The sequence below is a fragment of the Micromonospora sp. H61 genome, from assembly GCF_018070325.1.
Lineage (GTDB): Bacteria > Actinomycetota > Actinomycetes > Mycobacteriales > Micromonosporaceae > Micromonospora > Micromonospora salmantinae.
The window spans coordinates 53,896-75,064 of the sequence record NZ_JAGPXY010000030.1 but is presented as its reverse complement, the minus strand read 5'-3'; the positions used below and the strand labels follow the sequence as shown (position 1 = coordinate 75,064).

The 21,169-nt window shown below is 71.2% G+C and carries 21 protein-coding genes, 1 tRNA gene, 1 other RNA gene and 1 pseudogene; 4 read left to right on the top strand and 20 right to left on the bottom strand.

Features of this window, described 5'->3' with window-relative positions; all coding sequences use genetic code 11:
* From KBX08_RS17395 to KBX08_RS17365, 7 genes and pseudogenes are all read right to left on the bottom strand, one after another.
* Positions 1–710: pseudogene (locus KBX08_RS17395) on the bottom strand (hypothetical protein); the annotation flags it as partial.
* 2 nt (positions 711–712) lie between these two features.
* Positions 713–2,173 (bottom strand): sigma 54-interacting transcriptional regulator, encoded by a 1,461-nt coding sequence (locus KBX08_RS17390; RefSeq protein ID WP_210784530.1) that lies wholly within the window; start codon positions 2,171–2,173, stop codon positions 713–715.
* A 58-nt stretch (positions 2,174–2,231) separates the two neighbouring features.
* Positions 2,232–3,308 carry a hypothetical protein gene (locus tag KBX08_RS17385; protein WP_210784529.1) on the bottom strand — a complete coding sequence of 359 codons (1,077 nt, stop codon included), beginning with the start codon at positions 3,306–3,308 and terminating at the stop codon, positions 2,232–2,234.
* A gap of 76 nt (positions 3,309–3,384) precedes the next feature.
* A complete protein-coding gene (locus tag KBX08_RS17380) occupies positions 3,385–4,035 on the bottom strand; it encodes a response regulator transcription factor (RefSeq protein ID WP_210784528.1) in 651 nt (216 codons plus the stop codon).
* Positions 4,032–5,276 (bottom strand): sensor histidine kinase, encoded by a 1,245-nt coding sequence (locus KBX08_RS17375; RefSeq protein ID WP_210784527.1) that lies wholly within the window; start codon positions 5,274–5,276, stop codon positions 4,032–4,034. The genes KBX08_RS17380 and KBX08_RS17375 overlap by 4 nt, the downstream gene beginning before the upstream one ends.
* A 55-nt stretch (positions 5,277–5,331) precedes the next feature.
* Positions 5,332–5,838 (bottom strand): hemerythrin domain-containing protein, encoded by a 507-nt coding sequence (locus tag KBX08_RS17370; RefSeq protein ID WP_210784526.1) that lies wholly within the window; start codon positions 5,836–5,838, stop codon positions 5,332–5,334.
* Positions 5,835–6,815, bottom strand: a complete 981-nt coding sequence (locus KBX08_RS17365; protein ID WP_210784525.1) for an aldo/keto reductase — start codon at positions 6,813–6,815, stop codon at positions 5,835–5,837. Before KBX08_RS17365 ends, KBX08_RS17370 begins: the two co-directional genes overlap by 4 nt.
* Positions 6,816–6,885: 70 nt before the next feature.
* Here KBX08_RS17365 and mgrA point away from each other — a divergent pair, with 70 nt between their 5' ends.
* Positions 6,886–7,881 carry an L-glyceraldehyde 3-phosphate reductase gene (gene mgrA / locus KBX08_RS17360; RefSeq protein WP_210784524.1) on the top strand — a complete coding sequence of 332 codons (996 nt, stop codon included), beginning with the start codon at positions 6,886–6,888 and terminating at the stop codon, positions 7,879–7,881.
* Positions 7,882–7,909: 28 nt separating this feature from the next.
* On the opposite strand, the gene KBX08_RS17355 is transcribed toward mgrA, so the two are convergent.
* On the bottom strand, positions 7,910–8,848 hold the full coding sequence (locus tag KBX08_RS17355; RefSeq protein WP_210784523.1) for a lytic polysaccharide monooxygenase: 939 nt from the start codon (positions 8,846–8,848) through the stop codon (positions 7,910–7,912).
* Between the two features lie 124 nt (positions 8,849–8,972).
* Between KBX08_RS17355 and KBX08_RS17350 the strand changes: the two genes are divergently transcribed.
* Both KBX08_RS17350 and KBX08_RS17345 read left to right on the top strand, forming a co-directional pair.
* Positions 8,973–9,095, top strand: a complete 123-nt coding sequence (locus tag KBX08_RS17350; RefSeq protein WP_030490864.1) for a 50S ribosomal protein L36 — start codon at positions 8,973–8,975, stop codon at positions 9,093–9,095.
* A 132-nt stretch (positions 9,096–9,227) separates the two neighbouring features.
* On the top strand, positions 9,228–9,488 hold the full coding sequence (locus KBX08_RS17345; protein ID WP_210784522.1) for a YciI family protein: 261 nt from the start codon (positions 9,228–9,230) through the stop codon (positions 9,486–9,488).
* A 66-nt stretch (positions 9,489–9,554) separates the two neighbouring features.
* Here KBX08_RS17345 and KBX08_RS17340 read toward each other — a convergent pair.
* Together KBX08_RS17340 and KBX08_RS17335 are read right to left on the bottom strand one after the other, a co-directional pair.
* Positions 9,555–9,627 (bottom strand) — tRNA-Ala (locus KBX08_RS17340).
* A gap of 86 nt (positions 9,628–9,713) precedes the next feature.
* Positions 9,714–10,304, bottom strand: coding sequence for a YqgE/AlgH family protein (locus KBX08_RS17335; protein WP_112582369.1), 591 nt, complete (start codon positions 10,302–10,304; stop codon positions 9,714–9,716).
* A 322-nt stretch (positions 10,305–10,626) separates the two neighbouring features.
* Here KBX08_RS17335 and mdlC point away from each other — a divergent pair, with 322 nt between their 5' ends.
* Positions 10,627–12,222: a benzoylformate decarboxylase gene (gene mdlC, locus KBX08_RS17330; RefSeq protein WP_210784521.1), complete on the top strand. Its 1,596-nt coding sequence runs from the start codon at positions 10,627–10,629 to the stop codon at positions 12,220–12,222.
* A 6-nt stretch (positions 12,223–12,228) separates the two neighbouring features.
* Here the strand turns inward: mdlC and KBX08_RS17325 are convergent, their stop codons facing one another.
* From KBX08_RS17325 to pruA, 10 genes are all read right to left on the bottom strand, one after another.
* Positions 12,229–13,182: a hypothetical protein gene (locus KBX08_RS17325; protein WP_210784520.1), complete on the bottom strand. Its 954-nt coding sequence runs from the start codon at positions 13,180–13,182 to the stop codon at positions 12,229–12,231.
* A gap of 44 nt (positions 13,183–13,226) precedes the next feature.
* Positions 13,227–13,736 (bottom strand): hypothetical protein, encoded by a 510-nt coding sequence (locus KBX08_RS17320; protein WP_210784519.1) that lies wholly within the window; start codon positions 13,734–13,736, stop codon positions 13,227–13,229.
* Positions 13,737–13,910: 174 nt separating this feature from the next.
* The gene (locus KBX08_RS17315; protein WP_210784518.1) at positions 13,911–14,588 is read right to left on the bottom strand and encodes a hypothetical protein; all 678 of its coding nucleotides are present in this window, start codon (positions 14,586–14,588) and stop codon (positions 13,911–13,913) included.
* A gap of 69 nt (positions 14,589–14,657) precedes the next feature.
* Positions 14,658–15,033, bottom strand: a transfer-messenger RNA (tmRNA) gene (gene ssrA, locus KBX08_RS17310).
* Positions 15,034–15,137: 104 nt separating this feature from the next.
* On the bottom strand, positions 15,138–15,617 hold the full coding sequence (gene smpB, locus KBX08_RS17305; RefSeq protein ID WP_210784517.1) for an SsrA-binding protein SmpB: 480 nt from the start codon (positions 15,615–15,617) through the stop codon (positions 15,138–15,140).
* 149 nt (positions 15,618–15,766) lie between these two features.
* Positions 15,767–16,642, bottom strand: a complete 876-nt coding sequence (gene ftsX, locus KBX08_RS17300) for a permease-like cell division protein FtsX (RefSeq protein ID WP_210784516.1) — start codon at positions 16,640–16,642, stop codon at positions 15,767–15,769.
* A gap of 67 nt (positions 16,643–16,709) precedes the next feature.
* Positions 16,710–17,390, bottom strand: coding sequence for a cell division ATP-binding protein FtsE (gene ftsE / locus KBX08_RS17295; protein ID WP_030331491.1), 681 nt, complete (start codon positions 17,388–17,390; stop codon positions 16,710–16,712).
* A gap of 118 nt (positions 17,391–17,508) precedes the next feature.
* Positions 17,509–18,630: a peptide chain release factor 2 gene (prfB, locus tag KBX08_RS17290; protein WP_210784515.1), complete on the bottom strand. Its 1,122-nt coding sequence runs from the start codon at positions 18,628–18,630 to the stop codon at positions 17,509–17,511.
* Positions 18,631–18,694: 64 nt separating this feature from the next.
* Positions 18,695–19,210 (bottom strand): PadR family transcriptional regulator, encoded by a 516-nt coding sequence (locus tag KBX08_RS17285; RefSeq protein ID WP_091393967.1) that lies wholly within the window; start codon positions 19,208–19,210, stop codon positions 18,695–18,697.
* A 177-nt stretch (positions 19,211–19,387) separates the two neighbouring features.
* Positions 19,388–21,016 carry an L-glutamate gamma-semialdehyde dehydrogenase gene (pruA, locus tag KBX08_RS17280; RefSeq protein WP_210784514.1) on the bottom strand — a complete coding sequence of 543 codons (1,629 nt, stop codon included), beginning with the start codon at positions 21,014–21,016 and terminating at the stop codon, positions 19,388–19,390.
* Between the last annotated feature and the right edge of the window lie 153 nt (positions 21,017–21,169).

Sequence of the window (21,169 nt, the reverse complement as noted above, 5' to 3'; positions counted from 1 at the left end):
CTGAACGACCTGCTCGCCCGGCGGGCCAGCACGTCGATCAACTCGTCGACGTTCTCCGGCTTCTCCGGGAAGAAGTCGCCATGTCGGCGCATGAACTCGGCGAACGCGTCGGTGGTGTCCTCCGCGCGACCGTGCCGGGCGAGCAGGTCGTTCAGGTCGCCCATCATCTCGGCGAGCCGCTGCTGGGCGGCCGGGTCGGCGGAGGCGCGCACCGCGTCGCGCAGCCCGGCGAAGCGCTGGCCGAGCACGTCGTCGCGGAGTTGGTCGAGGATCTGCTGGTACGAGCGGCGGGCGTCGTCGCTGGCCCACTGGTAGCCGGACAGCTCCTCCACGGCCCGCGCCGTCGAGCGCGGCAGATTGTCCAGCACCGCCTCGGCGAACCGCGCGGCGTCGTCGTCGCGACCCCGCAGCTCGTCCCGCTCGGCGGCGAGTGCCTGGTCGAGCAGGGCCTGGGCCCGGGTCACCGCCCCGTCCAGGTCGCCCCTGCGCAGCGCCTCCCGGCGCAGCCGCCGAGCCCGGGCGGCCAGGTCGTCCAGGCCACCCCGTCCCTGCGGGCCACGGCGCAGCAGGTCACGCAGCGCCTCCCGCAGGCTGCCGCCGGCCAGCACCTCGGCACCGACCGCGTCCACCGCCTCACGCACGTCGTACGGGGGTGCGAGCGGGTCGGGCCCGCCGTTCCACTGCCCGTAACGGAACCGGTTGCCGGCCACTGTCAGCCCCGGCCGCCGTAGACGGTGCGCCCCGAGTCGGTGACGTCCTTGCCGAGCCGGCGGGTCAGGTGCAGCCCTTCCAGCACGAACTCGACGGCGGCAGCAGCCTCCTCGGAGGTGGGCGCGTCGCCCAGGTCGAGCCGGTCCAGGACCTTCGCCAACCCGGGTACGGTGCCGACCTGGCGTAGCAGCTCGGTGGCGCTGACCAACTCGCCGGTCTCGATCGCGGCGCCGTCCTCGACCAGGGCGGTGAACCCGGACAGGTCCAGCCCGGCCAGGTGGGCCCGGAACGTCTCGGCGGTCGCGGTACGCAGCAGGTGCGCAAGGATCTCGATCTCCCGGCCCTCCTCGCCGCTCTCGAATTCGACCTTGCCGCGCAGCGTGCTGGTCACCGACACCGCGTCGCCGACGCGGGCAACGGCGGCCTCGGGGCGTCCGTCCGGGGTGTCGGAGGCGGCGAGCAGACCGGCGCGACGCAGCGCGGCACCGGCGACCGTCTCGGCGGCGGCGATGGCGAATCGGGCGGAGACACCGGAGCGCGGGTCCACCGACGGCGACTCCCGGACGGCGCGGGCGAAACGGGCCAGCACCTCCAGCACGTGCTCCGGCACCTCGGCGACCAGGTCGGCCTCCTGGCGGATCAGCGCCAGCTCCAACTCCAGGTCGACCGGGTAGTGGGTGCGGATCTCCGCGCCGAACCGGTCCTTGAGGGGGGTGATGATCCGGCCGCGGTTGGTGTAGTCCTCCGGGTTGGCGCTGGCCACCAGGAGCAGGTCCAGTGGCAGGCGCAGCTGGTAGCCGCGAACCTGGATGTCCCGCTCCTCCAGCACGTTGAGCAGCGCCACCTGGATCCGCTCGGCCAGGTCGGGCAGCTCGTTGACGGCGAAGATGCCCCGGTTGGTGCGCGGCACCAACCCGAAGTGGATGGTCTCCGGGTCGCCGAGGGTACGACCCTGGGCGATGCGGATCGGGTCGACGTCGCCGATCAGGTCCCCGACGCTGGTGTCCGGGGTGGCCAACTTCTCGCCGTACCGCATCGAACGGTGCAGCCAGCCGATCGGCAGGTCGTCACCGGCCTCGGCGACCTGGGCGCGGGACGCCGGGGTGAGCGGGTGCATCGGGTGCTCGTTGAGCACCGAGCCGGGCAGAACGGGGGTCCACTCGTCGAGCAACGCGCCCAGTGAGCGGATCAGCCGGGTCTTGCCCTGGCCGCGCTCGCCGAGCAGCACCATGTCGTGCCCGGCGAGCAGGGCCCGCTCGACCTCGGGCAGCACGCTGTCGTCGTAGCCGACGATGCCGGGGAATCGGGTCTCGCCGGAGCGCATCCGGGCGAGGAGGTTGTCGCGGAGTTCCTGCTTGACGGTGCGGTACTGGTGACCGGCCGCCCGTAGCGCGCCGAGCGTGCCGGGCAGGTCGGCCGGTGGAACCGGGATTACCGGGGTAGGCGCAGTCACCCGACCCACGCTAGCTCACATTCGCAGGGGTGCCCCGGGCATCGGGGGGCACCCCTGGCCACCACCCTCAGCCCCGGTCGCAACGCCGGCAGGTGCCGCGGCGACGCAGGTGGTACGCGTAGGTGGCGGCGCCGAGCGCCACGCCCCACACCGGCCAGAGCATCATCGGCGCCCCGGTGATGCTGAGCCCGCCGGTGAGTTCCCAGAACTTCGGGTTGCTGAGCAGCCCCAGCGAGGCCGCGGTCACGGAGATGGCGACCAGGGTGGCCGGCACCACGGCCAGCTTCACCGGCACCCGACGGCCGGCGAGGCCGAGCATCCAGCGCGGGAACCGCTCGCCCCAACGTTGCACCAGGCCGAGGGTGAGGATCGCGCCGGCGGTGGCGAAGGCGGCCAGCCCGAACCCGGCCCAGACCAGCCCGGTGTCCTGCATCTCGGTGAGGAACTTCCGGGAGATGCCGAGCGGGATGCCGGCCGCCCAGGCGAACCGGGTCAACGCGTACGTGAACGGGATGGACGCGGCGATGCCCACTGCCCACCGGCCCCAGCGGCTGGCGGCGGCCGGGGTGGTCCACCGCTGGCCGGTGTCGGCGCGGCCGCAGCCGACGCAGGCCCCGGCGGTACGGCGCTGCCAGGCGAGCACCGCCCCGACCATCAGCAGCCCGCCGGCCAGCGCCGCGAACCGGCCGAACAGCGCCCAGTTGAAGATGTCGGCGTAGTCGACCGGCGGCCACCCGAACGGCGCCCCGACGATCAGTATCGGCAGGTAGCCGAGGACGACCAGCACCCGGACGTCCGGCACGACCAGGACGAGCACGAACGCGACCGCCCAGCCGTAGCCGGCGAGCAGCGCCCGCAGCGGGCCTGGTGGGCGCGCCGCCGGGCGGCTCATCGCCAGGGCCGCCACCGCGGCGGTGAGGAGCACGCCGGCGAGGAGCGGGGTGGCCACCTCCACCGGCACCAGGCGGAGCAGGCTGACGTCGCCGCCCTGGGGGTCGTTCGGGCCGAACGGGTAGCCGGCGCCGGTGAGGGTGCCGATCAGGGCGAGCACGCCCCACAGGCCGAGCCAACCGGCGGCCAGTGGGGCCAGCCGGTCCGGCCAGCGGGAGTCGGTACGGGGTGGGGAGGCAGTGATCGTTGTCATGCTCTCAGCCTCGACGGACAGCCGCCGGATTCCCTCCCGGCTAGCGGTGAACCCACTCCCCCCGTTGAGGGACCGATCAGCCCGACGGGGTGACGAAGCCGGACTCGTACGCGGCGATGACCGCCTGCGTACGGTCGCGGACGCCCAGCTTGGCCAACACGTTGCCGACGTGCGTCTTGACCGTCTCCACCCCGACCACGAGGTGCGCGGCGATCTCCGGGTTGGACCGGCCGGTGGTCATCAACCGCAGCACCTCGGCCTCGCGTTCGGTGAGCCGGGCGGCGGTCAACCGGTCGCCACCCGTCGGCCCGTACGCGCCGACCAGTTGGCGGATCGCGGCCGGGAAGAGCAGTGACTCACCGGCCGCGACCACCCGGACCGCCTCCACCACCTCGGCGGGCCGGGCCCGTTTGAGCAGGAACCCCGAGGCGCCGGCGCGCAGCGCCTCGTAGACGTACTCGTCGTTGGCGAAGGTGGTGACCACCAGCACCCGGGGCGGGTCGGCGGAGGTGGCCAGCAGGTGCCGGGTGGCCTGGATGCCGTCGATGCCGGGCATCCGCACGTCCATCAGCACCACGTCGGGCCGGTGCCGGGCGACCAGCGGCGGCACCTCGGCGCCGTCGGCGGCCTCGGCGAGCACGTGCAGGTCGGGTTGGGCGTCGATGATGGCTCGCAGCCCCACCCGGATCAGCTCGTCGTCGTCGACGATCAGCACTCCGGTGGTCATGTCGTCTCCTCGTACGGCAGGCGGGCCCGGATCAGCCACCGGTCGCCGTCGGGGCCCACTGTGAGCCGGCCGCCGAGCAGCAGCACCCGCTCCCGCATGCCGTCCAGTCCTCGACCGCCCCGCCCCCGCTGGGCCCGGTCGGGGTGGCGCACCGCGTTGACCAGCTCCAACTCCAGCGCGTCGCTGTGCAGGTCCAGGCGTACCGTCACCGGCCCGTGGCCGTGCCTGGCCGCGTTGGTCAGTCCTTCCTGGACGATCCGGTAACCCTCCCGGGAGACCACAGCGGGCACCCGGGCCGGGTCGCCGGCGCGTTGCGCGTGCACGGTCAGGCCGGCCGCGCGGGCGTCGGTGACCAACCGGTCCAGGTCGGCGAGGGTACGCTGCGGCGCCACCACTGGCCGGTCGCGTCCGTTCTCCCGAAGCAGCCCGAGTACGTGGTCGAGGTCGTCCATCGCGGTCCGTCCGACGTCCTCGATGGCGGTGAGCGCTCGTCGGACGAATTCGGGGTCGGTGTCGAGGACCTCGCGGGCGGCTCCGGCCTGGAGGGTGGCCACTGTCAGCGCGTGACCGACCGAGTCGTGCAGCTCCCGGGCCAGCCGGTTGCGTTCGGCGAGCCGGGCAGCTCGTGCTTCGAGGGCGGCGATCCGCTCCGCCTGGGCCGGCCCGAGCAGCACCGGTGCCATGGATCCGGCGAGCGCGCCGAGCCCGGCGACGGCGTAGCCGAGGCCGACCAGCAGGAGCACCCCGGTCACTGTCAGCCAGCCGCTGTCCTGCCCGTCCAACGGCCCGAACTGTTCCCGGCTGGTCAGCTCGGTGCCGACGCCGAACTGCTGGGCGATGAACGCCAGCGCCATCGGCAGGGCGCTGAACAGCGCGATCATCACCAGCGCCCCGATGATGAGGTGGGTGGCGATCCAGAGCGCGCTGCGCAGCCGGGTGTCCCGGTCGCCGTGGTGTCCGGGCGCGGGTTCGGGCAGGTCGACACCGAGCAGCGCCCGGACGGCGGCGATCTCCAAGGCCCGGCTGCCGTCCAGCAGCAACGGGACCACGGCGATCAGTACGGCGATGACCAGCAGGGCGTAGACCAGTGGGCGCGGGATCGCCGAGTCGGCGAGCAGTTGGGCGAAGGTCACCGCGAGCAGCCCGTACGGCAGCGCCAGCACGCCGCCGAGCAGCAGGAACACGCCGCGTCGCCAGGTGGTGCCGGCGACCAGCGGGGCCAGCGCCGCTCGGGGGTTCACCTCGTCATTCTGCGGCCCGGACGGGTCCCGGCGACTCCCCCGTGCCGGGGAGATCTCAGCTGTGGTCGGCGACGTACTGCTGCGGGTCCTTGTCGCGGAACGGGAGGTTGCGACCGTTCTTGTGCTCGCCGTAGAAGGTCAGCCAGCGTTGGCCCAGCTCGGCGCGGAGTTCGGTGCTGGCGTGCCGGCGGAAGTCGGGCAGCGCCTCGTCCTCCTCTTCGGCGAGGTGTTCGCTGTTCTCCCGGCGGGCGTTGCCGACCGCCTCCCACCACTGATCCGAGCCGACCGGGTGCAGTTTCGCCTCGGCGATGGCGTCACGGATCTTGTTGTGGTCGCCGATCGCGTCGGCGGTCTCGTCCTCGCCGTCGTCGCCGTGCTTGACCAGGTGCGGGTAGAGGATCGCCTCTTCCGCCTCGGCGTGGATGTCCAGGTGCAGGGCGAGGGCGTCCCAGATGGCGAGCATCTCCTGCTCGTCTCGGGCGTCGTCGAGGCGGGCGAAGCCACGCCGGAAGGCGGCGTGGTCGTCCAGGATCAGCGCGGTGATGTCGTCCACTGTGCTCACTTTCCGGTTGGTTTGCCGAACCGGGCTCGCAGCATCGCCGGCATCGCGGCGAGTCCGGTGATCGGGCGGAAGCGTTTCGCCGCCTCGGCCAGCGCCGCGTACTCGTCGTCGGCGAGGTCGATGTCGGCGGCGGCGGCGTTGCGTTCCATCTGCTCGACCCCGGACGCCCCGGGGATGGCGAGCACGTTCGGGTGGCGCAGCAGGTAGGCCAGCGCGATCTGGCTGGGGGTGGCGTCGTGGGCGTCGGCGACCTGGCGCAGGGTATCGATCAGGGCCGCGCCGCGCTCCAGGTTCTCCGGCAGGAAGTACGGGTTGGCGCGCCGGACCGCGCCGGTCGGCGGGTTCTTGGCGTCGTAGCGGCCGGAGAGGAAGCCCTGCGCCAGCGGGCTGTACGCGATGACCACCCGACCGGCCTGCCGCGCGTACGGCAGCAGGTCCTGCTCGGGTGCGCGGTCCAGCATGCTGTAGCGGACCTGGTTGCTGAGCACCCGCCGGCCGAGTGCCGCTTCGGCGACCTGCCAGCGGCGCAGCCCGTAGTTGCTCACGCCGACCTCGCCGACCAGCCCGACGTCCTGCAGGGTCCGCATGCCGCGCATCGTGGTGTGGTCGGCGACCAGTGGGTTGGGCTGGTGCACCTGGTAGAGGTCGATGCTGGTGACGCCGAGCCGGGCCGCCGAGGCGACAGCCCGCTGCTGCACCACGGCGGCCACCGGCAGGACCGGCAGGATCTTGCTGGCGATCACGACCTTCGGCCGGTCGTCGCCGAGGGCCGCGCCGAGGATGCGTTCGCTGCGCCCGAAGCCGTAGATCTCCGCGCTGTCGAAGACCGTCACGCCCAGCTCGACGGCCCGCCGGACGATCTGCGCCGCCTGCCGCTCGAAGTCCGGGCCGTACCCCCATTCCCGGGAGCCGAACTGCCAGGTGCCCAACCCGATCTTGGACAGCGGTTTGGGGGTGTCGAGCGCAATGAAACGCATGGCGTCGAAACTACCCCGATGTCCCGGTTTCCACGCCCGATCCGCACCACGCTGGGCCGGAGCTAGGCTCATGATCGTGACTTACCTCGCCGCGGATGACCGCTACGACACCATGACCTACCGGCGCAGCGGACGCAGTGGCCTGCGGCTGCCTGCCGTCTCGCTCGGGCTGTGGCACAACTTCGGTCCGGACCGCCCGTTCGAACGGCAGCGCGACATCGTCCGCCGCGCCTTCGACCTGGGTGTCACCCACTTCGACCTGGCCAACAACTACGGCCCGCCGCCCGGTTCGGCGGAGGAGAACTTCGGCCGGATGCTCGCCACCGACCTGAAGCCGTACCGGGACGAGTTGGTCATCTCCAGCAAGGCCGGGTACCTGATGTGGCCCGGCCCGTACGGTGAGTGGGGCTCGCGCAAGAACCTGATCTCGTCGCTGGACCAGTCGCTGGGCCGGATGGGGCTGGACTACGTCGACATCTTCTACTCGCACCGGTTCGACCCGGACACCCCCCTTGAGGAGACGATGGGGGCGCTCGACGCCATCGTCCGCTCCGGCAAGGCGCTCTACGTCGGCATCTCGAACTACAACTCGGAGCAGACCACGCGCGCCGCCGCGATCCTGCGTGAGCTGGGTACGCCGCTGCTGATCAACCAGCCGTCGTACTCGATGCTCAACCGCTGGACCGAGTCCGACGGCCTGCTCGACACGCTGGAGCAGGTCGGTGCGGGCTGCATCGCGTACAGCCCGCTGGCCCAGGGCCTGCTGACCGACCGTTACCTGGGCGGCATTCCGGCCGACTCGCGGGTTCGCACCAGCGTCTTCCTCAACGAGAGCGACCTCAGCGAGGAGAAGATGGCCACCATCCGTGGGCTCGGCGCGGTCGCCGAGCGGCGCGGCCAGTCCCTCGCTCAGCTCGCGTTGGCCTGGGCGCTGCGTGACCCGCGGATGACCAGCCTGATCATCGGGGCGAGCAGCGTCGAGCAGTTGGAGACGAACATCGCCGCGCTGGACAACCTCGACTTCACGGCCGACGAGTTGACCGAGATCGAGCGCCACCTGGGCTGAACCCCGTCGGGTCCCCGGGCGGGTCGGATCACCAGATCCGGCGCCGCCCGGCCCGGTGGTTGCGCACCTCGCACTGCCGGCCCACCGGTGCGGCGGCGCTGCGACGTCGCCGTCCGGCACCGATCAGCAGCAGCGCCAGGACCAGCACGGCGGCGGCGCCGGCCAGCACCGGCCACCGGCCGCCGAGGTTGGTCACCGACGCCACCGGCACGCCCGGGTCGGCCGCCGCCGCCACCGCCGTCTCGGTGACGGCCGGCCCACTCGCTGCGGCACGCGGAGCAGCCGCCGCGCTCTTCGTCGCGCCGGCCTTCGCCGGGGTGCCGGTGGCCTTGGCACCGGTGGCCTTGGCACCACGGAACACCACGTCCGAGCAGGAGTAGTAGGTGTCCGGCGTGTTGGAGTTCTGCCAGATCGTGTAGATCAGGTGTCGCCCGCTGCGGCCCGCCGGCAGCCGGCCCGCCAACTGGTACGCCCCGGCCCGCACCGGCGGGTCGGTCAGCGTCAGAAACGGGCGCGACTCCAGATCCGCCCAGGTCAGCTTCTTACGGGGGTCGTAGGCCGGCGTGGTGACGTAGAGCCGGAAGGTGCCCCGGTGCTCGATGGTGGTCCGGTACCGGAAGGTGAACGTCGCGCCGGTGGTCAGCGTGGTGCTGGGCCAGTCGGTACGGGGCAGGTCCAGTCCCCGGTACGCGGACAGTCCGCCGCTGCACAGCTCACCGTCCGGAATCCGTTCCCGATCTCGCCCGTTGATCGTGGAAACTCGCACGTTGTCCCATTCGCGGACCGCCGCGCCGGCCTTGACCGCCGCCCGGCAGGCGCTGGTGGCCGCGTACCGGCCCTCGGGGCCACAGGCCGCCGCGCGACTGATCGGGTCGGTCGGGGCGCCGTGGGCGGCGGCGGGCGTGGCGGCCAGGGGCACGGTCGCGGCAGCGACCAGCACCGTGGCGAGGAGCCGACGTACGGGCATGAGGATGACCTCCGCCCACTGGTACGGCCGGGAGACGGCAAAGGTTCGACGCTGACCGGCCGGGAATCCTGCGGGTGGGTGTGGCGTTTCGATACTCGGAACCGCTTGCACCGAGGAGGCAGACATGAAGGTACGTAGCTCGTTGCGTGCACTGAAGCAGAAGCCGGGTTCGGTGGTGGTCCGCCGTCGCGGCCGGGTGGTCGTGGTGAATCGCGCCAACCCGCAGTGGAAGAGCCGTCAGGGCTGACTCAGCCCTTACCGGACATCCAATCGCCAACGCCCTGACCGGGTCATCCGGTCGGGGCGTTTTGCGTGTGCTGGGGCAGTCCGGCGGATCGACTAGGGTGCTTCGAAAGATCGCCCCGATGAGGAGGAACCGGTGTTCATCTTGGAGCTGTCCTTCGGCGACGAACCCGACCGGCTCGCCGCCCGACCGGCGCACCGGGAGCGTCTCCAGGCCCTGCGCCAGGAGGGCCGTCTGGTCATGGCCGGGCCGTTCGCCGACGACTCCGGAGCACTGCTGATCTTCGACGTCGCGGACGCCGAAGCGTTCGCCGCTGTCGTCGCCGAGGACCCCTATTACCGCACCCCCGGAGTGACGATCGCCAGTCAGCGGGAGTGGTCACCGATCGTTCGGTAGCCGCGGCTTCGACGGCGCAGCAAAACGCCCTGGTCGGATTGTCCCGACCAGGGCGTTTCTCAAGGGTGGAGCCGAGGGGACTCGAACCCCTGACCCCCACACTGCCAGTGTGGTGCGCTACCAGCTGCGCCACGGCCCCTTGCTGTCGTCCGGTCGCCCGGGCACTGGGAAACTATACACAGACCGGCCCGCATGGTCATCTCGCGGGGTCCCCCGCCGGCCGGGTCAGTTGAGCGCCACGTCCGGCGGGAAGTGCGCGACGGCGGCCATCATCCCGCCCTGCCGGCGCAGCACCATCGGCCACAGGTCGTCGGGCCGGTCGACGAAGGCGTCCCCGGGGAGCCCGTCCAGCACGAACCAGGACCCGTCGGCGATCTCCTGCTCCAACTGGCCGCTGCCCCAGCCGGAGTAGCCGGCGAAGACCCGGATGCCGCCGATGCTCTCCCGCAGCCGCTCCGGGTCGACCGAGAGGTCGATAGTGCCGACCGCCCCGGAAACCTGGTGGAAGCCCTTCACCCGGCGCATGGGGTGCCGCATCCGGGCGAGGCAGATGGCCGAGTCGGGCTGCACCGGGCCACCCTCGAAGAGCACCGCCGGGTGGCGGGCCAGGTCACTCCAGTCACCGAGCACCTCGGCCACCGGCACCTCGGTGGCCCGGTTCAGCACCACACCGAGCGCGCCGCCCGGCTCGTGGGCGACCAGCAGCACGACCGTACGGTCGAAGTTCGGGTCCTTGAGCGCCGGAGTCGCGACCAGCAGCCGCCCGGTCATCGACTCCATCGCTCGTCCGCCGATCGCCTGGCCCTCTCCCTGCATGCCACACACCCGTCAACCGTGAGCCCGCGCCGGGCGCCGGTCATCGACCGGATCCGCCCACCGCATCGGGTTCAGCCGCCCTGTCAACGCCATGCCTGGCACCATAGCCTGCGTGCTGGGTGCTGGCTAAGGTCTGACCGGCGGGTGATCGGACAGTTAAGACGAAGGGCCGAGGCACCCGACGGCGGACCTCCCGGTGATCGACCGATCGGGACCACCGGCGGCCGAGAAACGCCCGAAACGTCCGTCACATCCCGATAGATTCGGCTGATCGGGAGGGCGAACGCGGTTGCCCCTGCCCGCGAGACGGAGGCGGGTGGCGATGGCAACTGTCCGGGACGCGACGTACGACGTGCTCCGCACCCTCGGCATGACCACTGTCTTCGGCAACCCCGGCTCCACCGAGGAGCCGTTCCTCCAGGACTTCCCCGCCGACTTCCACTACGTCCACGCGCTGCACGAGGCGACGGCCGTCGCGATGGCCGACGGCTACGCCCAGGCCAGCGGAGTGCCCGCCCACGTCAACCTGCACACCGCCCCGGGCACCGGCAACGGCATGGGCAACCTGGTCACCGCCTGGCACAACAAGACCCCGCTGATCGTCACCGCCGGCCAGCAGACCCGGGAGATGCTGCTCCTGGAACCCCGGCTGGCCAGCCGCCGACCCACCGAGCTTCCGCAGCCCTACGTGAAGTGGGCCTACGAGCCGGCCCGCGCGCAGGACATCCCCGCGGCGATGCTGCGGGCGTACGCGACTGCGGTGCAGCCACCGGCCGGGCCGGTCTTCCTCTCCCTGCCGATGGACGACTGGGCCCAGCCAGCCGACCCGCCGCCCGCGCCGCGAACGGTGGCCACCCGGTTCGCGCCGGACCCCCAGCGGTTGGAGGAGTTCGTCCGGGTGCTGGCCGGCAGCCGCAACCCGGCCCTCGTGTACGGGCCGGGGGTGGACCGCTCCGCGAGTTGGTCGACCGCTGTCGCGCTGGCGGAGCGGCTCGCCGCGCCGGTCTGGTCGGCTCCCGCCACCGAGCGGGCGGTGTTCCCCGAGGACCACCCGCACTTTCGCGGCGTGCTGCCGTACGCGATCGGTCCGCTCGCCGAGGCGCTGCGCGGGCACGACACGGTGCTGGTCGTCGGCGCCCCGGTGTTCCGCTACTACCCGTACGTGCCGGGCGGGCACCTGCCCGACGGCGCCCGACTGCTGCACATCACCGACGACCCCGACGAGGCCGCGCGAGCGCCGGTCGGTGACAGCCTGCTCAGCGACCCGGGGCTGGCCCTGGCCGCGCTGGTCGAAGGGGTGCCGCCGAGCGGCCGACCGGCACCGACGCGACGGGACGCACTGCCACCGCCGGAGGTCGGCACCCCGCTGAGCGCCGACGCCCTGTTCGCCGCGCTGGCCGCACACTGGCCGACCGACGGCGTGCTGGTCCAGGAGTCACCGTCCAATCTGTCCGCGCTGCGTCGTCAGCTACGGATCACCCGCCCGGCGTCGTACTTCACGATGGCCAGCGGCGGCCTCGGCTACGGCCTGCCGGCGGCGGTCGGCATCGCACTGGCCGAGCGGGACACCGGGCGCGGCCGCCCGGTGGTGGCGGTGATCGGCGACGGCTCCTTCCACTATTCGGTGCAGGCGCTCTGGACGGCCGCGCGCCTGGCACTGCCGGTGGTGGTCGTCGTCCCGGTCAACCAGCAGTACGCGATCCTCAAGGCGTTCGCCGAGCTGAAGCACACTCCCGGGGTGCCCGGCCTGGACCTGCCGGGGTTGGACGTCGTCGCGATCGCGGCCGGCTACGGCTGTGCCACGCAGGTGGTGGAGACCCCCGATCAGCTCGGCGCGGCGCTCTCCGCCGGGCTGCGCGCCGACCGGCCCACTGTGTTGCCGGTGCCGATCAGCACCGACGTGCCCAGCATCCTCTGAGCCGGGTCAGCGCGGTGCGATCGCCAGCGGGGCACCGCTGAAGACGTCCAGCACCGGCCGGCTGCCCAGCGGCGCCGCGAGGGTTACGGTGACCGGCTCCAGTTTCAGCAGGTCGATACATTCGCCGGTGGCCCGGGTGACGCCGCCACCGACCACCACGACGTCCGGCCGTTCCCACACCAAGGGCGTGATCCCGGTGTCGCACGCGCCGACGCCGAGGCGCACTGTCAGCCGGGCGTCGTCGACGGCGGCCAGGTTCTGGGCCGCCACCAACCCGTCCGGCAGCGGCCGGGCCGGCGTGGTCGGCTCGGGGACGGGGGTGACCGCCGTCGGCGCGACGGCGAGCCGGACCACCGGGGTGGCCAGCTCCTTGATGGTGAACAGCCAGGCCGGGACCTGTGCCACCCCCCGGCTCGTGCGCACCGGCACGGCGCCGAACGTGACAGCGGTGACGGTGAGCGGGAGACAGGCGGTCTGGGTGCTGCTCGTGGCCCACCCGTCGGGCCCCGGTTCGACCGTGGGGCCGCCGGGGGTGGGCCGACCGGGCTGCTTCGGCCGCCCCGGGCAGGGCAGTGGGTCACCCTGGTCGAGCTGCCGGTACGCCTCGGCGGCGCTGACCAACGGCAGCCTCAACCGTCCGTCCGGGAACTGGATCTCGCCGCCGACCCGGGTGGGCGGTATTCCGACCTGCGCGCGGTACCACCCGGCCCGGAACGCCGCCTCGGTCTCGGGGGTGAAGCCCGGGTCACCGGTGAGCACTGTCGGCCCCTCCAACGGCACGTAGCCCGTACGCCAGTCGGGGCCGGGCCGCCACGCCTCGGCGACCTGAACGGCCCGCTGGTCGAACGCCTCCGTCCCGTGCGTCGGGCTGGGCGGGCCGCCGGCCGGACCGGAGTCGGTCGCGGCACAGCCCGTCACGAGCAGCAACGGGAGTACGAGCAGCAGGGCAGGCCGATTCATGTACGGTTCGACGCCTCCGCCGACCGGCCGGTTCCCGACCGGGCTCAGGTCTCGCCACCCAGATCCGTCTGGTACGCCTCCCACAGCAGGTCGGCGCCGCGCCGCCGATGCCGGGCCAACCGCCGCAGCAGGTGCCCGGCCCGGTGTCGCAGCTCATCGGGGTGCGCCTCGGGCCGCTCGGCGATCTGCTGGACCGCCAGGATCGCGGCGACGATCGCCACGTGCTCCCGGGTCAGCAGCCGCACCCCGTGGTCCAGTCGCGGCGACTGGGTGAGCAACTCCCGGTAGAGGCCGGTGGGGCCCTCGGTGGCCCGGACGTGCTCGGCGAAGCCCCGGCGCACCGGACGCAGCCGAAGGAGAACCTCTTCGCGCCAGCGCGGCTCGGTGCTGGCGACGGCGACGGCCCGGCCGAGGGCGTGCACGTCGCCGGCGAGGCCGGCCGGACGCGGCGCGCCGGGTAGACCGATGGAATGTGGATCGGCGGGGAGCCCCGCCGGATGCGCGACGCGCCCTCGGGCGACGACTGACGGCTGCTGGACCGGACCGGTGACCATTGGCACCTCCCGCGCGGCGGCGCTGCTACCCCATACCGCGATGGTGAGGCTGCCCGGCCCGCTCTGTCCAGGGCCCTGAGCCGTCTCATCTGCCCCGTTGAACCCACTGACCCCACCAGCCACCCTGGTGAAGGCCCCCAGGGCCGCACGAGCCTCCTGGGACGGACGGCAGCCTCAGTCGGTCGACGGGCGCTCTGCCAGCCGGCGCAGGTGCTCGGCCACGGCGCGCGCGTCGCCGGCCCGCTCGTCGCCCGGTCGACCCGTCGTGATCGCCTCGGCCAGCGCCCGCAGCTCGGACGGCGGCAGGACGGGCAGCCCCATGCCGCGCAGCGGGATCGTGACCCTCCGGGCACTCCCCGGGTCGGTCGCGAGAATGGCCCGCACCTGCGGTTCGCCGGCCGGACCGTCGTCGCCCGCCTCGCGGTACGACACCGCGCCGGACTCGATCCGGGCGGTGACGAGGTCGACGGTGCGGGTGCGCAGCGCGCCGCGTACCCGCACCCGGCTGCCCTCCAGCCAGGCGGCCGTGCGGAGCACCCGCAGCACCAGGTAGAGGCCGAGCAGGACGAAGGGCAGGCCACACAGGCCGACGAACGGGCTGGGACCGGACTGGTTCGGGTCGGCGGAGTCGCGTAGCCCGGGCGGCAGCAGCCCCGGTGGCAGGTCGCGGGCCTCCTCATAGGAGGCGAACGCGTCACCCGGGCCGGTCAGTCGGCGCAACAGCCCGTCGGCGACGAGGGGCAGTGCCACGAACGCCGCGCCGACGGCGGTGAGCAGGACGCCGAACACCACCGCCACGACGCGCCGGCCGGGCGACGGGCCGACCGACAGGCGCAGCTCCTGGTTGGTCACAGGGGGCAGCGTAAGACCCCGCGAACAACGAAGCGCCCCGGCTGGTGGGCCGGGGCGCTTCGTTCGAGGTGGTGGAGGTGCCGGGAATCGAACCCGGGTCCTTCGCCGGTTTGTCAGGGCTTCTCCGAGCGCAGCTCGCTGTGCCTCTACTCGGCCCCACCGCTCACGCGAGCAAGTTGGTGTGACGGGCCCAGTCGCTGATTAATCTCGCCGCACGGACCCCGCGACCGGGTCCGATTGGCCAGCCTCCTAGCTGATGCCGGCTACTGGGACGAAGGCGTTCCCAGGCCGACAGACTTAGCTACTCGCCTCAGGCGGCGAGAGCGAAGTCAGCGCGATTTTGCTTGGCGCTTATAAGTTTCCGACGACCGATTCTCGAGACGACGTCGGCTTCCTCGGCTCGCTTCCCCTGTCGCTGCGTACGAAGTCGAAACCAGTCACCCCCTCGACAGGCCGCCGATGTGGCGGCACTGACAAGACTAACGCCTGCCGCAACAGCTTTCATCCCGAGCCCCGGGCCGGCACGCCGACCCGGACAAACGGGATTAACTAGTCGTCCATGCCCTTGCCGCGCCGACCGGACACCCGGGCGATCTCCCGGTCCGCGTCCCGCTTGGCGAGGTCCTGACGCTTGTCGTACGACTTCTTGCCCTTGGCCAGGGCGATCTCGACCTTGGCCCAGCCGTCCGAGAAGTAGACCTGCAACGGGACGACGGTGAAACCGCCCTCACGGGTCTTGCCGAGGAGCTTGTCGATCTCGCCCCGGTTGAGCAGCAGCTTGCGGGTACGCCGAGGCTCATGGTTGGTCCAGGTGCCCTGGGTGTACTCCGGGATGTGCATCGCGTGCAGGAACAACTCGCCGTCACGTTCCTGCGCGAAGGCGTCGACAAGTGACGCTCGCCCGGCCCGCAGCGACTTGACCTCGGTGCCGGTCAGCGCCATGCCCGCCTCGTACGTGTCGAAGATGGCGTAGTCGTGACGCGCCTTCTTGTTGGAGGCGACCACCTTGCGCCCCTTTTCCCGTGGCATCGGTGCCACCCCCTCTCCTGGCGTCCGCGGCCGGGCTCGCCCCGGCCGGACAACCGATCATGCTACCTGAATGACAAGGACCCTCCCGCGCCGTTTATTTCCGGCTGCGGGAGGGTCCTCGGGAGACGACGGGACGACCCGTACGGCGCCTAGACCCGCAGGTAGAAGCGCAGGGTGATCCAGGCGGTGCCCGCGCTGACCAGACCACCGACGCCAGCCATCAGCGGGAAGATGAACAGGATGTCGCCCCAGGTGATCGGCGAGAGCAGACCCTGCAACGCGCTCAACGACCCGTCGAAGAGCAGATACTTCGCCGCGACCAGGGCCACCAGACCGAGCAGTGAACCGATCAGGCCGGCCACCACGGCCTCCAGCACGAACGGCGCCTGGATGAACCAGTTGGACGCGCCGACCAGCTTCATGACCGCAACCTCACGCCGCTTGCTGTACGCGGCCACCTGAATGGTGTTCGCGACCAGCAGCAGGGCGGCGACCGCCATCACGATGGCGGCGGCCAGGGCGATGTTCTGGATCGCGGTGAGGATGTTGAAGATCTTGTCGAGCAGTCGACTCTGGTCGACGATCTCCTCGACACCCTCAGTGTCCTTGTACTGGTCGTAGACGCTCTTGTACTGCTCCGGGTTGTTCAGTGTGAGCCGGAACGACTCGGGCAGCTGGTCCGGCTTGACCGCGTTGACCAGGTCCGGCGCGTCCTGGTACATCGACTTGAAGCGCTCGTACGCCTGGGCCTTGTCGACGTAGATGACCTCCTTGACCAGGGGGTCGCTGTCGAGTTTGGTCTGCAGGTCGGTGCGCTGCTGCTCGCTCACCTCCTGCTCCATGAAGATCGAGACCTGGATGTTCTTGTAGTAGAGGTCCTTCATGTCGTCGACCTGGCGGTACATGAGACCGCTGGCGCCGAGCATGGTCAGCGAGACCGCCATCGTGATGATCATCGCGATGGACATGGTCACGTTGCGCCACAGTCCGACCAGTACCTCGGACAGGACGTATTTCACGCGCATCGGGATTTCCTCCGGGTCTCCGGCATGAGGTGTTCGTCGTCAGGCTGCGCAGGGGTGGAGCGCCGGCTCACCCGTAGACGCCGCGGGCCTGGTCACGCACGATGCGACCGCTCTCAATCTCAACGACGCGGCGGCGCATCTGGTTCACGATGTTGGAGTCGTGGGTGACCATCACGACGGTCGTGCCGGTGCGGTTGATCCGGTCCAGCAGGCGCATGATCTCAATCGAGGTGTCCGGGTCCAGGTTTCCGGTGGGCTCGTCCGCCAGCAGGATCAGCGGACGGTTCACGAACGCCCGGGCGACGGCGACCCGCTGCTGCTCACCACCGGAGAGCTCGTGCGGGTAGCGGTGCTCCTTGCCACCGAGCCCGACCAGCTCCAGCACCTCCGGCACGACCCGGCGGGCAACCGCCTTCGTCTTGCCGATCACCTCGAGGGCGAACGCCACGTTCTCGTAGGCGGTGCGGTTGGGCAGCAGCCGGAAGTCCTGGAAGACGCAGCCGATCGAGCGCCGGAAGTGGGGTCGCTTCCAGGAGCGCATCGACGTGACGTCCTTGCCGTTGACGACGACGCGCCCCTTGTTGGGGGCCACCTCGTGCAGCAGCATTTTGATGATCGTGGACTTGCCGGAGCCGGATGGACCGATGAAGAAGACGAACTCGCCCTTCTCGATCGAGACGGACACGTTGTCGAGCGAAGGCCGGGACGCCTTCGGGTACGTCTTCGTCACTTGCTCAAGCTGAATCACGGGTGGTGAGTCTACGCGGTGTAACAACTGAGCCAAGCCCCACGCCCCGCCGATCCGGCACGAGTCGTCGAATCAGGCTTCTACCTGGAGATCGACGACGCGCTCCGCCCGCGCACCGTCACGCACCGTCGCCAGCGATCTGCCGCTGCTTGCGCCAACGGATGCCCGCCTCGATGAAACCGTCCAACTCGCCGTCGAAGACCGCGCTCGGATTGCCGGTCTCCTGCTCGGTTCGGAGATCCTTCACCATCTGATACGGGTGCAGGACGTAGGAGCGCATCTGGTCGCCCCACGAGCCGGCCGCGTTCTCCTTGAGCCCTTCGAGCTTGGCCTGCTCCTCCTGGCGCTTGCGCTCCAGCAGTCGGGCCTGGAGCACCCGCAGCGCTGAGGCCTTGTTCTGCAACTGGGACTTCTCGTTCTGGCAGGTCACCACGATGCCGGTCGGGATGTGCGTCAGGCGCACCGCCGAGTCGGTGGTGTTGACGCTCTGCCCACCCGGCCCGGAGGAGCGGTAGACGTCCACCCGAACCTCGTTCTCCGGGATGTCGATGTGGTCGGTCTGCTCGGTGACCGGCAGAACCTCGACGCCCGCGAAGCTTGTCTGCCGACGACCCTGGTTGTCGAACGGGCTGATCCGGACCAGCCGGTGCGTGCCCGACTCGACGCTCAGCGTGCCGTACGCGTAGGGCACCTTGACCGCGAAGGTGGCCGACTTCAGGCCCGCCTCCTCGGCGTACGAGGTCTCGTAGACCTCGGTCGGGTAGCCGTGCCGCTCCGCCCAGCGCAGGTACATCCGCAGCAGCATCTCGGCGAAGTCCGCGGCGTCCACGCCACCCGCGCCGGCCCGGATGGCGACCAGCGCCTCCCGCGAGTCGTACTCGCCGGAGAGCAGGGTGCGGACCTCCATCTCCTGGATGGCCTTGGTCAGCCCGGTGATCTCCGACTCGACCTCGGTCAGCACACCCGGGTCGGCCTCGGCCTCGGCCAGCTCCAGCAGAACCTGGGCGTCGTCGAGGCCGGAACGCAGGCTGCCCAGCTTGCTGATCTCGCCGTTGACGTACGACAGCTGCGAGGTCACCTGCTGGGCCTTGGCCTGGTCGTCCCACAGGTCGGGAGCGGAGGCCTCCTGCTCCAGGCGGGCCTTGTCCTCGTGGAGCCGGTCGAGGTTGAGGACGGCCTCGATGTTTCGCAGGGTCGCGTCGAGTTCCTTGAGCTGTTCGGCGTAATCGGCAGCGGTCACGACAGACAAGCGTACTGTGCCGGGAGCGGAGCAGCTCGTTCCCTATGCGCGAACCCGCTGACCGTCACCCGACGGGGGCGGACTTCAACCACGACAGGGCCGCCCGGTGGTAGGCGACGGCGAACTCCAGCGCGCTGGCGTCGTACGTCTCGCCGTCCCGTTTGGCGTTCTTCACCTGCTCCCGGACCTGGGCGAGGGCCTCGGTGTGGTATTCGTTGGCCGAGGCGTACAGGCCCTTCAGCTGGCTGGCGGAGTGCAGGTTGCCGAAAGCCATCCGGAGCGCTATCGGGTTGCGGATGGTGTCCCGCCCCGGGTTCTCCGCGAGCCAGCGGGAAAACGTTCGTTTTCCGCTGGCGGTGAGCGCGTAGGGCTGGCTCATCCGCGGGCCCGGCTTGCCGAGCCGCACGAAACCCCGCTCAGCCAGCACCGGCAACTCGCGGTACACCTGACTGCGGGTCATCGACCAGTACGGCGCCAGACGGCGCTCAGCGGCGGCCATCAACTGACCGCCTGTCATCGGGCCCTCGTGGAGGAGGCCGAGCAGGGCCGCCGCCGTAGGGTTGACTCCGGAATCCGCCATGCCCACTACGCTGCCACTTTGCGCACCCGGCGTCCAGGATTTGCCGGTTTGCCACCCGACAGGACTTCCTAAGTGCACTGTCGGCGGCAGACTGTCCGTTGAGGACTATCGATGGATCGCCACATTCCGGGCGCCCGCCGGCGGTGCCCACGCGCGCCGCCGGCGGGTCGTCGCCGGTCAGCCCATGTGCGGGTACGTGTGGTCGGTCGGCGGCACGAAGGTCTCCTTGATCGTCCGCGGGGAGATCCAGCGGACCAGGTTCAGCCAGGAGCCGGCCTTGTCGTTGGTGCCGCTGGCGCGGGCGCCACCGAAGGGCTGCTGCCCGACCACAGCGCCGGTCGGCTTGTCGTTGATGTAGAAGTTGCCGGCGGCGTACCGCATGCGCTCGCCGACCGACTCGACGACCCGGCGGTCGGTGGCGAACACCGAGCCGGTCAGCGCGTACGGGGCGATCGACTCCGCCTGCGCGACGACCTCGTCGAAACGGGCGTCGTCGAACACGTGCACGCCCAGGATCGGCCCGAAGTACTCGGTGGTGAAGGTCTCGTGGGCGGCGTCGCCGCACTCGAAGAGCGTCGGTCGCACGAAGTAGCCGACCGAGTCGTCGGCGGTGCCACCGGCCAGCACCCGGCAGCTGTCGTCACTGGCGATCAACTCGAGCGCGGCGGTGTGCCGGGCGAACGCCTTGTCGTCGATCACCGCACCGCCGAAGTTGCCGAAGTCGGACACGTCACCGTAGGTCAGCGAGTCGGCGGTGGCGGCCAGCCGGTCCCGCAGCCCACCCTCCCAGATCGAGCGCGGCACGTACGCCCGCGACGCCGCCGAGCACTTCTGGCCCTGGTACTCGTACGCGCCACGGATCAGCGCGGTGTGCAGAGCGTCCACGTCGGCGCTGGTGTGCGCGACGACGAAGTCCTTGCCGCCGGTCTCGCCGACCAGGCGAGGGTAGCCCCGGTAACGGGAGATGTTGTCGCCAACGGTCCGCCACAACTGCTGGAAGACCTTCGTCGAACCGGTGAAGTGGATGCCGGCCAGATCCGGGTCGGCGAGCACGACGTCCGAGACCTCCTCGCCCCGGCCGGTGACCATGTTGATCACGCCGGGCGGCAGGCCGGCGGCCTCGAACAGCCGCATGGTGAAGTGCGCGGCGAACTGCTGGGTCGGGCCCGGCTTCCAGACCACAGTGTTGCCCAGCAGGGCCGGCGCCGACGGCAGGTTGCCGGCGATGGCGGTGAAGTTGAACGGGGTGACCGCGTAGACGAAGCCCTCCAGCGGGCGGTGGTCGAAGCGGTTCCAGACGCCGGGCGAGGACGCCGGCTGCTCCTCGAGCAGGCGACGTGCGAAGTGCACGTTGAACCGCAGGAAGTCGATGAACTCGCACGCCGCGTCGATCTCCGCCTGGATCGCGGTCTTCGACTGACCGAGCATGGTGGCGGCGTTGAGCGTGTCCCGCCAGGGACCGGCGAGCAGCTCGGCGGCGCGCAGGAAGATCGCGGCGCGCTCCTCGAAGGGCAGCGCCCGCCACATCGGCGCGGCGTCCTTGGCCGCCTTGGTCGCGGCCCGCGCGTCGTCGTGGGTGGCGTGCGCGGTCACCCCCAGCACGTGGGCGTGCTTGTGCGGCTGCACCACGTTGATCGGGTCACCGCCGGCCATCCGCTGCTCACCGCCGATGGTCATCGGCAGGTCGATGCGCTCGGCGGCGAGCTCGGTCAGCCGCCGCTGGAGCCGGTCCCGGTCGGGGCTGCCCGGCTCGTAGTTGCGAACCGGCTCGTTGCGCGGCTCGGGAACGGAGAACACGGCATCCATCAAGGCTCCTGGCGATCTCGACAGCAGTGGCGAAACCGGACCCGCGGGCACCGACCGGATGGTCGGACACCGGACGCCGCACGGGAGGCCGAGCAGCGGCGGGACCTCCCCTGATTCTCCCATGACGGGCCGCGCGACCCACCTCCGCCACCG

Coding starts and splice junctions, on each gene's coding strand:
- KBX08_RS17385 (WP_210784529.1), bottom strand. CDS start 3,308: ATGACAACGATCACTGCCTCCCCACCCCGTACCGACTCCCGCTGGCCG.
- KBX08_RS17380 (WP_210784528.1), bottom strand. CDS start 4,035: ATGACCACCGGAGTGCTGATCGTCGACGACGACGAGCTGATCCGGGTG.
- KBX08_RS17365 (WP_210784525.1), bottom strand. CDS start 6,815: ATGCGTTTCATTGCGCTCGACACCCCCAAACCGCTGTCCAAGATCGGG.
- mgrA (WP_210784524.1), top strand. CDS start 6,886: ATGATCGTGACTTACCTCGCCGCGGATGACCGCTACGACACCATGACC.
- KBX08_RS17355 (WP_210784523.1), bottom strand. CDS start 8,848: ATGCCCGTACGTCGGCTCCTCGCCACGGTGCTGGTCGCTGCCGCGACC.
- KBX08_RS17350 (WP_030490864.1), top strand. CDS start 8,973: ATGAAGGTACGTAGCTCGTTGCGTGCACTGAAGCAGAAGCCGGGTTCG.
- KBX08_RS17335 (WP_112582369.1), bottom strand. CDS start 10,304: ATGCAGGGAGAGGGCCAGGCGATCGGCGGACGAGCGATGGAGTCGATG.
- mdlC (WP_210784521.1), top strand. CDS start 10,627: ATGGCAACTGTCCGGGACGCGACGTACGACGTGCTCCGCACCCTCGGC.
- KBX08_RS17325 (WP_210784520.1), bottom strand. CDS start 13,182: ATGAATCGGCCTGCCCTGCTGCTCGTACTCCCGTTGCTGCTCGTGACG.
- KBX08_RS17320 (WP_210784519.1), bottom strand. CDS start 13,736: ATGGTCACCGGTCCGGTCCAGCAGCCGTCAGTCGTCGCCCGAGGGCGC.
- smpB (WP_210784517.1), bottom strand. CDS start 15,617: ATGCCACGGGAAAAGGGGCGCAAGGTGGTCGCCTCCAACAAGAAGGCG.
- ftsX (WP_210784516.1), bottom strand. CDS start 16,642: ATGCGCGTGAAATACGTCCTGTCCGAGGTACTGGTCGGACTGTGGCGC.
- KBX08_RS17285 (WP_091393967.1), bottom strand. CDS start 19,210: ATGGCGGATTCCGGAGTCAACCCTACGGCGGCGGCCCTGCTCGGCCTC.
- pruA (WP_210784514.1), bottom strand. CDS start 21,016: ATGGATGCCGTGTTCTCCGTTCCCGAGCCGCGCAACGAGCCGGTTCGC.